Origin of the sequence: Mycobacterium hubeiense (assembly GCF_002838065.1) — a bacterium.
Classification (GTDB): domain Bacteria; phylum Actinomycetota; class Actinomycetes; order Mycobacteriales; family Mycobacteriaceae; genus Mycobacterium; species Mycobacterium hubeiense.
Window position 1 is genome coordinate 21,326 of record NZ_PIZU01000036.1, and the last position, 11,943, is coordinate 33,268.

General features: G+C 68.9%; 13 protein-coding genes and 1 pseudogene. 12 read left to right on the plus strand and 2 right to left on the minus strand.

Features of this window, described 5'->3' with window-relative positions; genetic code table 11:
• Window positions 1–33: 33 nt before the first annotated feature.
• The 5 genes from CWS39_RS22315 to CWS39_RS22335 all read left to right on the plus strand — a co-directional run bounded on the left by CWS39_RS22315 (window position 34) and on the right by CWS39_RS22335 (window position 5,043).
• On the plus strand, window positions 34–417 hold the full coding sequence (locus CWS39_RS22315; protein ID WP_102145087.1) for a PPOX class F420-dependent oxidoreductase: 384 nt from the start codon (window positions 34–36) through the stop codon (window positions 415–417).
• Between the two features lie 79 nt (window positions 418–496).
• Window positions 497–985, plus strand: coding sequence for an FxsA family protein (locus tag CWS39_RS22320; protein ID WP_102145088.1), 489 nt, complete (start codon window positions 497–499; stop codon window positions 983–985).
• Window positions 982–2,583: an amidohydrolase gene (locus tag CWS39_RS22325; RefSeq protein WP_102145089.1), complete on the plus strand. Its 1,602-nt coding sequence runs from the start codon at window positions 982–984 to the stop codon at window positions 2,581–2,583. Before CWS39_RS22320 ends, CWS39_RS22325 begins: the two co-directional genes overlap by 4 nt.
• Window positions 2,576–4,297 (plus strand): apolipoprotein N-acyltransferase, encoded by a 1,722-nt coding sequence (lnt, locus tag CWS39_RS22330; protein WP_102145090.1) that lies wholly within the window; start codon window positions 2,576–2,578, stop codon window positions 4,295–4,297. Before CWS39_RS22325 ends, lnt begins: the two co-directional genes overlap by 8 nt.
• Complete coding sequence (locus tag CWS39_RS22335) at window positions 4,294–5,043, plus strand: polyprenol monophosphomannose synthase (RefSeq protein ID WP_102145091.1); 750 nt, start codon at window positions 4,294–4,296, stop codon at window positions 5,041–5,043. The genes lnt and CWS39_RS22335 overlap by 4 nt, the downstream gene beginning before the upstream one ends.
• Window positions 5,044–5,047: 4 nt before the next feature.
• Here the strand turns inward: CWS39_RS22335 and rbpA are convergent, their stop codons facing one another.
• The gene (gene rbpA / locus CWS39_RS22340) at window positions 5,048–5,386 is read right to left on the minus strand and encodes an RNA polymerase-binding protein RbpA (protein ID WP_102145092.1); all 339 of its coding nucleotides are present in this window, start codon (window positions 5,384–5,386) and stop codon (window positions 5,048–5,050) included.
• Between the two features lie 121 nt (window positions 5,387–5,507).
• Between rbpA and CWS39_RS22345 the strand changes: the two genes are divergently transcribed.
• From CWS39_RS22345 to CWS39_RS22370, 6 genes and pseudogenes are all read left to right on the plus strand, one after another.
• Window positions 5,508–5,837 carry a hypothetical protein gene (locus tag CWS39_RS22345; protein ID WP_102145093.1) on the plus strand — a complete coding sequence of 110 codons (330 nt, stop codon included), beginning with the start codon at window positions 5,508–5,510 and terminating at the stop codon, window positions 5,835–5,837.
• 15 nt (window positions 5,838–5,852) lie between these two features.
• Window positions 5,853–7,046 (plus strand): alpha/beta hydrolase, encoded by a 1,194-nt coding sequence (locus tag CWS39_RS22350; RefSeq protein ID WP_199178255.1) that lies wholly within the window; start codon window positions 5,853–5,855, stop codon window positions 7,044–7,046.
• Between the two features lie 77 nt (window positions 7,047–7,123).
• Window positions 7,124–7,825, plus strand: a complete 702-nt coding sequence (locus tag CWS39_RS22355) for a hypothetical protein (RefSeq protein WP_102145094.1) — start codon at window positions 7,124–7,126, stop codon at window positions 7,823–7,825.
• A 163-nt stretch (window positions 7,826–7,988) separates the two neighbouring features.
• Window positions 7,989–8,342, plus strand: a pseudogene (locus CWS39_RS22360) (LLM class flavin-dependent oxidoreductase); the annotation flags it as partial.
• Between the two features lie 14 nt (window positions 8,343–8,356).
• Complete coding sequence (locus CWS39_RS22365; RefSeq protein WP_102145095.1) at window positions 8,357–8,740, plus strand: ArsR/SmtB family transcription factor; 384 nt, start codon at window positions 8,357–8,359, stop codon at window positions 8,738–8,740.
• Window positions 8,740–9,642, plus strand: a complete 903-nt coding sequence (locus tag CWS39_RS22370) for a cation diffusion facilitator family transporter (RefSeq protein ID WP_102145096.1) — start codon at window positions 8,740–8,742, stop codon at window positions 9,640–9,642. The genes CWS39_RS22365 and CWS39_RS22370 overlap by 1 nt, the downstream gene beginning before the upstream one ends.
• Here the strand turns inward: CWS39_RS22370 and CWS39_RS22375 are convergent.
• A complete protein-coding gene (locus CWS39_RS22375; RefSeq protein WP_102145097.1) occupies window positions 9,632–10,312 on the minus strand; it encodes a hypothetical protein in 681 nt (226 codons plus the stop codon). The genes CWS39_RS22370 and CWS39_RS22375 overlap by 11 nt on opposite strands.
• A gap of 88 nt (window positions 10,313–10,400) precedes the next feature.
• On the opposite strand from CWS39_RS22375, the gene CWS39_RS22380 reads away from it, so the two are divergent.
• A complete protein-coding gene (locus tag CWS39_RS22380; RefSeq protein WP_102145098.1) occupies window positions 10,401–11,909 on the plus strand; it encodes a carboxylesterase/lipase family protein in 1,509 nt (502 codons plus the stop codon).
• Window positions 11,910–11,943: the final 34 nt, after the last annotated feature.

Genomic DNA, 11,943 nt, shown 5'->3' on the forward strand with positions numbered 1-11,943 from the left:
GGATGCAGAGTCAACGGCAAGTAGATTGACCATGTGCCTGTCACCTTCGCCGACGTCGCCAAGTCCGAGTACATCCTGCTGACCACATTCACCAAAGACGGCCGGCCCAAGCCCACGCCGATTTGGGCTGCACCCGACGGGGACGGACGTCTGCTGGTGATCACCCAGGAGAAATCGTGGAAGGTCAAGCGGATTCGCAACACCCCGCGCGTGACGATCGCCGAATGCGATATGCGGGGCAACCCGAAAGGGGAGGCCGTCGAGGCGATCGCGACGGTCCTCGACAAATCCCACAACGGCGCCGTCTACGACGCGATCGGTAAGCGGTACGGATTGATCGGCAAGACGTTCAATCTGTTCAGCAAGCTGCGCGGCGGCATGAAGAACAACGTCGGCCTCGAGTTGAAGCCCGCCTAAGTCAACCCGTCAGGCTCAGTTTCACGTGGGCGCAGAAGTTGACGCGGAACCCAAGCGGGCTGCGACGCGTTGGCATCACATGGCTATGCGGCTGTTTCTGCTCTACGCCGTGATCGAGCTCGCCGTGCTCGTCGCGCTGGTGTCCACCGTCGGCGTCGGCTGGACGGTGCTGGCCGTGATGGCGACGTTCGTGGTGGGCATCGTGCTGGCGGGATCGCAGGTCAAGCGCCATATCCGCCAGCTGCGGACCGGGTTGACCGCCGCGACGGCGCACGGTGCGATCACCGACAGCGCGCTCGTCGCGCTGGGGACCGTGCTCGTCGTCATACCCGGCATCGCCAGCTCCGTGCTCGGCGCGCTGCTGTTGCTGCCGCCGTCGCGGGCCGCTGCCCGGCCGCTGCTCACCGTGCTGGTTGCCCGACGGGTTCCGGTGATCACCGTCGCTGCCGCCGGAGCCACCCGCTACCGTGCGGGGCGTGGCGATTACATCGACGGTGAAGTCATGGACGTGACAGACGTGACGGATGTGGAACCCCAGCGGCTGCCGCGACACCCCGACCACGCTTGACGACGCTCCTGCTCAATGGCCGGGTGCACAGCCCGGCCATGCCCGACGCCACCGCGATGGCGGTCAGCGAAGGCCCCGACAGCGTCGTGACCTGGCTCGGCAGTGACACCGTCGGGCGCGCCCAGTATCCCGACGCGCAGATCGTCGACCTCGACGGCGGCTTCGTCGCCCCCGCGTTCGTCGACAGCCACGTCCACCTCACCGCCACCGGGCTCAGCCTCACCGGACTCGACCTGCGACAGGCCACCTCGCTCCAGCACTGCCTGCAACTTCTCGCCGACTTCGCACAGAACCACCCCGACGGCCCGATCTGGGCGCACGGCTGGGACGAGTCCGCCTGGCCGGAAAACACCCCGCCCACCACCGACGACCTCGACCGCGTGCTCGGCAACCGGCCCGCCTACCTGGCCCGCATCGACGTGCACTCGGCGGCGGCCTCCACCGCGTTGCGCCGGGACACGGCGGGCCTCACCAACGCCGCGGGATTCGACCCGCAGCGGCCCCTCACCGCCGACGCCCACCACCTGATCCGCGCCGCGGCGCGAAACAGACTGACCCCCAAGCAACTTCAGCAGGCCCGCCTCGGCGCCCTGGACAAGGCCGCGAGCCTGGGCATCGTCGCGGTCCACGAATGCGCAGGCCCCGACATCGGCGGCCTCGACGACTGGCTGGCGATCAACCGCATCGACCACGGCGTCGACGTCATCGGCTACTGGGGCCAACCCGTCACAACCGCTCACCAAGCCCGCGACCTGATCGCCACCACCGGCGCCCGCGGGTTGGCCGGCGACCTGTTCGTCGACGGTGCACTCGGGTCGCGCACCGCGTGGCTGCACGAGCCCTACACCGACGCGCCCCACACCTGCGGCGCCACCTATCTCGACCCCGACGCCATCGCCGGCCACCTGCACGCCTGCACCGAGGCGGGCGTCCCCGCGGGTTTCCACGTCATCGGCGACGCCGCCGTCACCGCGGTCGTCGACGCCATGGCCGATACCGTCGAGCGATTCGGCGCGCCCGCCCTCGCCCGCTGCGGCCACCGGCTCGAGCACGTCGAGATGATCACCGCCGAGCAGGCCGCCCGCCTCGGCTCCTGGGGCGTGGTCGCGAGCATGCAGCCCACCTTCGACGCGCTGTGGGGCGGCCCGGACGGGATGTACGCGCAGCGCCTCGGGCCTGACCGAGCCGGGCAGCTCAACCCGTTCTCGCTGTTAGCATCGGCAGGCGTGCCACTCGCATTCGGCTCGGATACGCCGGTGACCAGCATGAACCCGTGGGAGACCGTGCGGGCGGCCAGCCACCATCACACCCCGGGCAGTTCTCTGTCGGTGCGCGCGGCCTTCGCCGCGGCAACTCGTGGCGGATGGCGGGCCGGAGGGATCCGCGACGGCGAGACGGGGACCCTCGTGCCGGGCGCACCGGCCTCGTACGCGATCTGGGATGCCGATGAAGTCGAGGTCAGCGCGCCGGCCGACTCGGTGCAGCGCTGGTCGACCGACCCGCGTTCGAGGGTGCCGGCGCTGCCGCGGCTCGAGCCCGGCGCACCGCTGCCGCGATGCCGGCAGACGGTCCACCGAGGTGTCGTGCTCCATGGCTAAACGGCGTGCCGACGACACCGAGATCATTCCCGCCGTCATCGACGACGAGGAGTCGGCCGACTCGGAGCCCCAACCTTCACGGGCCGGCCGCTTCGGGCAGGCTTTAGTGGACCGGCTGCCCCAACTGAGTGCGACGATCGTCGCCGGAATACTCCTGTGCGCGAGTTTCCCGCCGTTCGGCTGGTGGTACGCCGCGATCGCGGCGTTCGCCTTGCTCGCCTGGGTGCTGACGCGCGAATCCACCACGCTGGCAGGCGGATTCGGCTACGGATACCTGTTCGGCCTGACGTTCTACGTCCCGCTGTTGCCGTGGACCGGCGAGTTCGTCGGCACCTTTCCGTATCTGGTGCTGGTGGCCGTCGAGTCGGTTTTCCCGGCGCTGTTCGGCCTGCTGGCGGTCGTGGTACGACGGCTGCCGGGCTGGCCGATCGCCTTCGCCGCTGTCTGGATTGCCGTCGAGTGGGCCAAGTCCACCGTGCCATTTGGTGGATTCCCTTGGGGCAACGTCGGTTTCGGGCAGGTCGACGGGCCGCTGCTGGCCATCGCGAAGCTGGGAGGAGAGCCGCTGCTGTCGTTCGCGGTGGTGCTCACCGGATTCAGCCTGGCGGCAATCGCGGTGGAAACGCTGAAGTGGTGGCGAAACGGCGAAGACACCGGTAGGCCGCCTGCCGTCGTGATCCCCGGGCTGTGCATCACCGCAGTGCTGTTGGGCACGGCGGTGATCTGGCCGCAGGTCCGGCATTCGGGCCTGGGTGCCGAGGACGACCCGGCCGTCACCGTCGCCGTCGTGCAGGGCAACGTGCCGCGGCTCGGCCTGGACTTCAACGCCCAGCGCCGCGCCGTACTCGACAACCACGTGCGCGAGACCATGCGCCTCGCCGAGGACGTGCGCGCGGGCAAAGCCGCGCAACCGCTGTTCGTGATCTGGCCGGAGAACTCGTCCGACATCGATCCCTTGGCCAACCCGGACGCGGCCGAACAGATCACCGCCGCGGCGCGGGCGATCAATGCGCCCATTCTCGTCGGCGCCGTCCTCGCCGGGCCCGGCTACAGCCGCGACAACCCCGTTTCCACCAACTCGGTGATCGTCTGGGATCCCGCCGACGGGCCCGGCGACCGGCACGACAAGCAGATCGTGCAGCCGTTCGGCGAATACCTGCCGTGGCGCAGCTTCTTCCAACACCTCTCGCCCTACGCGGAGCGGGCCGGATACTTCGTGCCGGGCACCGGCGACGGCGTGGTCGACGTCGCAGGCGTACCCGTCGGCGTCACCACGTGCTGGGAGGTGATCTTCGACCGGGCGGCCCGCGAGTCGGTGCGCAGCGGCGCGCAAATGTTGGCGGTCCCGACGAACAACGCCACGTTTGGCGAGCATATGAGCAGCCAGCACCTGATGTTCGCCAAACTGCGTGCCGTGGAGCACAACCGCTATGTCGTGGTGGCGGGCACCACCGGGATCAGCGCGGTGATCGCACCGGACGGCCGCACGCTGGCCCGCACCGGCTTCTTCGAACCGGCCTACCTCGACGCCCAGATCCGACTGAAAACGCAGCTGACCCCCGCGACGCGATGGGGTCCGATTGTGCAGGGTTTGCTGGTCGCCCTCGGCGTTGCGGCGGTAGTCGCCGCGATCATGCACAATGGAGGGTTCGTGCCAAGATCATTTAGGGGTCGGCGAGTCAGGACCGGCGACCGACACAAAGGAGCCACATGAGTAGCCCGAGTGAGCGCACTCTGGTCATCATCCCGACCTACAACGAGCGGGAGAACCTGCCGTTGATCCTCGGACGCGTGCATGCCGCGCGCCCCGACGTGCACGTGCTGATCGTCGACGACGGCAGCCCCGACGGCACCGGAGAACTGGCTAACGAGCTGGCGCTGGCCGACCCCGACCGCGTGCACGTCATGCACCGCACAAGCAAGGACGGACTCGGTGCGGCCTACCTCGCCGCCTTTGCCTGGGGCCTGAATCGCGAGTATTCGGTGCTGGTGGAAATGGACGCCGACGGTAGCCACGCACCCGAGCAACTGCACCGTCTGCTCGACGCCGTCGACGCCGGGGCCGATCTGGCCATCGGGTCGCGCTACGTCGAGGGTGGGACGGTCCGCAACTGGCCGTGGCGGCGCCTGGTGCTGTCGAAGACGGCCAACACCTACTCACGGCTGCTGCTGGGCGTGGGCATTCACGACATCACCGCCGGCTACCGCGCGTACCGCCGCGAAGTGCTGGAGAAGATCGACCTGGCCGCGGTCGAGTCGAAGGGCTACTGCTTCCAGATCGACCTGACCTGGCGCGCGATCAACAATGGCTTCACCGTCGTCGAGGTGCCGATCACGTTCACCGAGCGGGAGCTGGGCGTCTCCAAGATGAGCGGCTCCAACATCCGCGAAGCCATGTACAAGGTCGCGGAATGGGGTTTCCGCGGGCGCCTGGATCGCGCCCGCGGCGTGGTGCGCTAAGGCGTCAGCTGCCGCGACGCTTCGACTTGATGAGCTCGAGGCGCTCTTTGAGAAGCTCCTCGAGTTCCTCGATCGAACGACGCTCCAGCAGCATGTCCCAGTGGGTGCGCGGCGGCTTGACCTTCTTGGGCTCCGGCACGTCACCCTCGATCAGGGTGCCTTCCATGCCGTTGCGGCACAGCCAGGTGCCGGGGATCTCGGCGTCGTCGGCGAACGGGACGTCGAATTCCTCGCCGTTCTCCGTGCGGTAGCGAGCGACCTGACGCGGCGCCAAGTCGTGGTTGCGGTCGGTCTCGTAGCTCACGGCTCCGAGGCGACTGCCTCTCAGGACGCGATCAGCCATCGTCAACACTCCTCATCAGAAAATCTTGCCGGAGTAACAACGCGGCAAACCCGCGCGCAGTTCCCGACTCGACCGCTGATGATACCGGGGATCGGGCGCATCGCGGTTTAGAGTCGCATCCGTGGCACGGCGTAAGACTCCTCAACCCTGCAGGTGGTGCGGCCGCGAGGTGGCCGATACCGAGATGGGCCGGCGCCGCCAGTACTGCCGCCAGTCCTGCCGCCAGCGCGCCTATGAGCAGCGGGCGATGGTCAAGGGCACCTCGCTGGCACCCGATGCGGTGGTGTTGTCCGCCGACGAGGCCGCCCAGCTGTCCGACCGCGTCTACCAAGTCAGATGCGCCGCCGAGGACGTCGCGACCGCCGTGGAAGAGGGCGCCGACGCCGCCGAGCTGCGGCAGTTGTGCGACGCGCTGATGCGTGCGGCGAAGGCGGCCGACGGCTGGCGCTAGGCCTTACCATTGCCCATGCCTGTGTGGCGCTTCGACGATTTCGTGCTGGATACGGGGCGATACGAGTTGCGCGACGGCGTCGACGTGATCCGTGTCGAACCGCAGGTATTCGATGTGCTCACCCACTTGGTCGGCAATCACGACCGGGTCGTCACCAAAGAAGAGCTGTTCGACTCGGTGTGGGGCGGACGCTTCGTCGGTGAGGCGGCGCTGACGAGCCGGATCAAGGCCGCGCGCAAGGCACTTCGCGACGACGGCGAGTCGCAGCGCTACATCAGGACCGTCCGCGGCCGCGGATACCAATTCGTCGGAACCGTCATCGACGAGGTGGCCGCCCCCGAGCCGCCAGCGCTGCCCGAACCTCCCGTGCCGCGCCAACACATCGCGTTCTGTCGTGCCGGTGACGGCGTTCGGCTCGCCTACGCGGTGGCGGGGGAGGGACCGCCGCTGGTGCGGGCCGCGAACTGGATGACCCACCTCGGCTATGACATCGAAAGCCCGGTGTGGCGGCATTGGGTGCGCGACCTCTCACGCGACTACACCTTCATCCGCTACGACGAGCGCGGCTGCGGTCTTTCCGACTGGGAGGCAGGCGATTTCACATTCGACGACTGGGTGGCAGATCTCGAGTCGGTGGTCGAGGCACTCGGGCTGAAGCGTTTCCCGCTGCTCGGAGTATCGCAGGGCGGGGCCGTCGCCGTCGCCTACGCCGCCCGTCATCCGGATCGGGTGAGCCGGCTGGTGCTGTGCGGCGCGTACGCGCGTGGACGCGCGGTGCGTGCGGTCGGCGAGGAGGAAAAGCGCGCTGCCGCACTGGATCTGGAGCTGGCCCGGGTCGGTTGGGGCCGCGACGACCCAGTGTTTCGCCAGGTGTTCGCCGCACAGTTCCTGCCCGACGGCACCCGCGCCGACTGGGCGGCCTTCGACCAGCTGCAGCGCCGCACGACCTCGCCGGAGAACGCGGTGCGCTTCCTCGATGAGTTCGGCCGCATCGATGTGCGCGAGCAGGCGCGCGACGTCGTATGCCCGACGCTGATCATGCACTCGCGCGACGACCACCGGGTGCCGATGCGATTCGGTGAGGAGCTGGCGACCCTGATCCCGGACTCCCGGCTGGTGGCACTGTCCAGCAACAACCACCTGCTGACCGCCACCGAACCCGCGTGGCAGGTGTTCCTCGAGGAAGTCCGCGCCTTTCTGGCCGAGTGAACCAGGCACCCGAGTTCTCCACGCAATCTCCACACATTCTTCATGTGCGCGCCCGTTCGGGCATTCATGCTGGTCACATGAGAAAGCACACCCGCACCCTGCTCGTGGGTATCAGCGCCTTGATCACCCTGGGCACTCTGTCAGCCTGCAACGGCGGCACGTCCACCGAGACGACGCCCGCCCCCGAAACCGCGCCGACGACCGCGACCGCGGCGCCGTTCCCGCAGTCGGCCAAATACATCGCCGATATGCCGTCGCCCAACGGCAAGACGATGACCATCGGCATCGCCGTCGACGGCACCGAAGTCGCCGCCTACGCGTGCAACGGCATCGACGACGAGGCCTGGTTCTTCGGCAACCAGAGCGACGGCACGATCGACATCACCGGACGCTTCCGCGACACCCTTAAGGCGTCCTTCAACGGCAAGGACGTCGTCGGCGACCTCACCATGAACGGCGTGCCGTACCACTTCACCGCGCCCGCGGTCCCGGCTCCCGCGGGTATGTACACCGCGGAGTTCGAGGGCGTGCGCGCATCGTGGGTGATGCGTGCGGACGGGTCGGCCACCGGCGTGCAGAACAACGGCCTGCGCGGCAGCGACATCACCCAAGCCGAACTGCAGCAGCTGCGCGACGATCAGTTCCGCAACGAGGTGCGCAACAAGCGCCAGCTGCAGCAGGCCCAGCAGATCGTCCGGCTTCAGGACCGCGGGTTCACCTCCACCATCAACGGCCACCCGGTGACGCTGGTCGTCGTCAACGGCAACTTCCGCCTCTGACACCTCGCTCAACGGCCCTGCCGGGGTGACGATTTCGGTCGTCACCCCGGCGGGGTCTTCGTTTTTTTCCCAGCGGGAGCCAAACCCTTCATCGACGACGGCGCCGTCCGTAACGTCAGCTCACCGTGACCACTCTCGTCGCGGTGCCGGCCTCCAACACCCGGCGTGGGCGGTCGCCGACGAGCTGCTGGCCGAGCTGACGCCTGAACAGATCGCGAAAGTCACGGAGCTGCACAAGAAGTCGGAATCCGAAGGGCAGCGCCGGATGACCGCGTTGCACGGCGGGCGGACAGATCAGCTGGAGATCTACCCCAACCTGTGGGCCGGTGTCGGACTGATCCGCGGCGGGGCGGGCACCGCGCTGGTCGGCAGCCACGAGGAAGTCGCCAACCTGATCTACGAGTACCACTCGCTGGGGTTCGACGAGTTCATCCTGTCGGGCTACCCGCACCTGGAGGAGGCGTACTGGTTCGTCGAGGGGGTGCTGCCGCTGCTGAAGCAGAATGGCGTCGCCTGAGCTACTATCTGCGTATGAATGCAGATAAGCAGGTTTGCGGCCGGCGGCTCGCCGACGATCAGGCCGACCTGGTTGTCGAGGTGTTTCGGATGCTGGCCGACGCGACGCGCGTGCAGCTGCTCTGGGCGCTGGCCGACCGCGAAATGTCGGTCAACGACCTGGCCGCCCGGGTCGGCAAGCCGGCGCCGTCGGTGTCCCAACACCTGGCCAAACTGCGGATGGCGCGGCTGGTTCGCACCCGCCGCGACGGCACCCAAGTGTTTTACCGGCTGGAGAACGACCACGTGCGCCAACTTGTCACCGACGCCGTGTACAACGCCGAGCACGCCGCCGGCGGGGTCCCGGCCCACCACCTGGATGACAACGAGCTGCGGGTGCTGCACGAGGAGGTGGGCTGATGGGCGGATTCCACCATGACGTTTATGACGACAGCGCCGAGGGCATCCGCGCCGTCAAGATCAGCCTGGTGGTGCTCGGGATCACCGCAGCTGCCCAGCTGATCGTCGTGGCCCTGTCGGGTTCGGTGGCGCTGTTCGCCGACACCGTGCACAACTTCTCCGACGCGTTGACGGCGGTGCCGCTGTGGATCGCGTTCGTGGTGAGCCGCCGCGCGGCGACCCGCCGCTACACCTACGGCTTCGGCCGGGTGGAAGATCTGGCCGGGCTGTTCGTCGTGGCGGTGATCGCGCTGTCCGCGGTGATCGCGGCCGTCGAAGCAGTGCGCAGGCTCGTCGACCCCGTCCCGCTGTCACACCTGAGCTGGGTCGCGGCGGCCGGGATTCTGGGCTTCATCGGCAACGAGATCGTCGCGGTATACCGCATCCGGGTCGGCAAACGCATCGGCTCGGCGGCACTGCGGGCCGACGGAATGCACGCCCGCGCAGACGGTTTGACGTCGCTGGCGGTGGTGGCCGGTGCCGTCGGAGTGGCAGCGGGCTTCCCGATGGCCGACCCGATCGTCGGTCTGCTGATCGCGGGGGCCATCGGTGTGGTGCTGGTGGTCGCGGCCCGCGACGTGTTCGGCAGGCTGCTGGATCGCGTCGACCCGGAACTGGTGGACACGGCGCACCAGGTGCTGGCCCGTCAGCCCGGCGTGCGGGCGGTGCGGCGGGTGCGGATGCGCTGGGTCGGGCATCGCCTCGAGGCAGACGCCGAGCTCGACGTCGATCCGGACCTGAGTCTTGCCGACGCGCACAGGGTTGCGCACAGTGCCGAACATGAACTCGCGCATGCAGTTCCGAAGCTGGGCTCGGCGATTGTGCACGCCTACCCGGGCCACGAGGCGACGGTCAGCAGCTGAACTTCTTGCCGATGCCCGGCGGCGGCGTCACGCTTTGCAGGCACCCGAAGGGCTGGATGCCGGCATCGGTGAAGCGGGCCCCGGACTGGTGGGCGTAGTTCACACAAATCAGGCCCGACGGGTCGGCGCGGCAGCGGTAGTCACCGAACGCCAGCGCCTGCCCGTACGGCAGCTCTTCACCGGTGCCCGCGGTGAACCGGCCCGGATCACCATGGGCGGAGCCCACTTCCAGCGTCGGGCCGGCGAAGTCGACCCAGCCGCCCTTCCATTCGCCGTACACGTCGGCCGGCCGCGGCGGCGGATTGGTCAAATCCACCAGGCAGGCCAGCGCGCCGCCGGCATCGGAATCGGTCATGCAGTTGGTGCCGGCCTCGGTGCGAAACGCGACGTCGTCACCCAGCTGCGTGGTCGTGCCCTCGCGCATCGCGACGTGGTAGTTGCCGACCTCGGCGGGGGCGCCCGCCTCCACCCAGTCGATGACGGCGCGCATCGGCGCGCCGGCCTGGGGAGGCCGCGTCGGCGTGGCAGAGGTCGCAGTCGGCGTGGCAGGCAGGGTACGCGTCGTAGGGGGCACGGTCAGCGTCGGGCCGGTCTGCTCGGCATCCCCACCCGTGGTTTGCGAACACCCCGCCACCAGGACAGACGCCGCGATCAGCACAGCAATCCGCATACCGGCCAGGCTAGCCGCCCGACACGCGAGGCCCGGCCAGGCGCGGCCGGTGACACCGATGTTCGCTGAGGTTCGTTACCGTCGGAAGATGCACGAACGTACCGTCCGCGCGACCATCAGCACGGGAACGATCGAAGGGTTCACCCGCGACGGCGTGCACCGATGGCGCTCCATCCCGTACGCCCGTCCGCCCGTGGGCCCGCTGCGGTTCCGTTCGCCGCGCCCCGCGGAGCCCTGGCCCGGCGTTCGCTACTGCCACAGCGTCGGCAACTGCGCACCCCAGCAGCGCAAGTACACCATCCTGGGTGTCGGCAAGTACCAGCCGATGAGCGAGGACTGCCTCACCCTCAATGTCGTCACACCGGAGTCGCCGCCGCCGGGGCCGCTGCCGGTGATGTTCTTCATCCACGGCGGCGGTTACATCCTCGGCAGCTCGGCGACACCGATTTACGACGGCGCCGCCCTGGCGCGGCGCGGCTGCGTGTACGTCTCGGTGAACTATCGGCTCGGCGCGCTGGGCTGTATGGACCTGTCCTCGCTGTCCACGCCGGAGCACCCGATCGACGGCAACCTGTTCCTGCAGGACCTGGTGCTGGCTCTGCAGTGGGTGCGCGACAACATCGAGGTGTTCGGCGGGGATCCGCACAACGTGACGATCTTCGGCGAAAGCGCCGGTGCGCACGCGGTGGCCACGCTGCTCGCGGTGCCGCAGGCCAAGGGCCTGTTCGCGCAGGCCATTTCGCAGAGCCCCGCCAGCGGGCTGGTCCGTCCCGCGGAACTTGCCGCGGAGTTCGCCACCCGTTTCGTCGAACTGTTGGGCGCCCGACCGCAAGACGGTGCCGCCGCGCTGATGTCGGCGCGGCCGGCGGACCTGGTCAACGCGGTGGACCGGCTGCTGTATCGGGGCGCGACGGAAATGCCTGGCGCCTTCGCGGTCGGCCCCGCGTACGGCACCGAGTACCTGCCCACCGACCCCGTCGAGGCGATGCGCGAAGGCAAAGCGCACCGGGTGCCGTTGATCGTCGGCAACAACGACGAAGAGGGCCGGTTGTTCACCCGGTTCCTGCCGCTCCTGCCGATGACCGAGGACAAGATCGAGCCGCTGCTGGCGGCCGCCGACGCCGACGCCCGCGACCGGATCACCGGGGCCTACCCGGGCTACCCGAGCCGCGACGCGTGCCTGCAACTCGGCGGCGACTTCGCTTTCGGCACCGCCGCCTGGCAGATCGCCGAGGCGCACAGCCGCCACGCCCCGACCTACATGTACCGGTATGACTACGCCCCGCGCACGCTGCGCTGGTCGGGGCTGGGCGCGACCCACGCGATGGAACTCTTGGCGGTCTTCGACACCTACCGCACCGGATTGGGCGCGGTGCTCACCGCGGCGGCCGACCGCCGCTCGGCGCGGCGGGTCAGCAACGATGTGCAGTCGCGGTGGCGGGCGTTCAGCCGGACCGGGGTGCCTGGCGAAGGCTGGCCGCCCTACGCCGAGGAGCAGCGCGTGGTGATGGTGTTCGATCGCCATCCGCGCCTCGAACTCGATCCGCGGGCCGAGCGTCGACGCGCCTGGGAAGGGTTCACGCTGGCCTCCCGGTAGCACCGAAATCGCCTGCGCGGCGGCGGCGGATGTG

Bases quoted from the DNA above. Each gene is read 5' to 3' on its own strand.
- CWS39_RS22380 (WP_102145098.1), top strand. From the start codon at position 10,401: ATGCACGAACGTACCGTCCGCGCGACCATCAGCACGGGAACGATCGAA.
- lnt (WP_102145090.1), top strand. From the start codon at position 2,576: ATGGCTAAACGGCGTGCCGACGACACCGAGATCATTCCCGCCGTCATC.
- CWS39_RS22355 (WP_102145094.1), top strand. From the start codon at position 7,124: ATGAGAAAGCACACCCGCACCCTGCTCGTGGGTATCAGCGCCTTGATC.
- CWS39_RS22320 (WP_102145088.1), top strand. From the start codon at position 497: ATGGCTATGCGGCTGTTTCTGCTCTACGCCGTGATCGAGCTCGCCGTG.
- CWS39_RS22335 (WP_102145091.1), top strand. From the start codon at position 4,294: ATGAGTAGCCCGAGTGAGCGCACTCTGGTCATCATCCCGACCTACAAC.
- CWS39_RS22350 (WP_199178255.1), top strand. From the start codon at position 5,853: ATGCCTGTGTGGCGCTTCGACGATTTCGTGCTGGATACGGGGCGATAC.
- rbpA (WP_102145092.1), bottom strand. From the start codon at position 5,386: ATGGCTGATCGCGTCCTGAGAGGCAGTCGCCTCGGAGCCGTGAGCTAC.
- CWS39_RS22365 (WP_102145095.1), top strand. From the start codon at position 8,357: ATGAATGCAGATAAGCAGGTTTGCGGCCGGCGGCTCGCCGACGATCAG.
- CWS39_RS22370 (WP_102145096.1), top strand. From the start codon at position 8,740: ATGGGCGGATTCCACCATGACGTTTATGACGACAGCGCCGAGGGCATC.
- CWS39_RS22375 (WP_102145097.1), bottom strand. From the start codon at position 10,312: ATGCGGATTGCTGTGCTGATCGCGGCGTCTGTCCTGGTGGCGGGGTGT.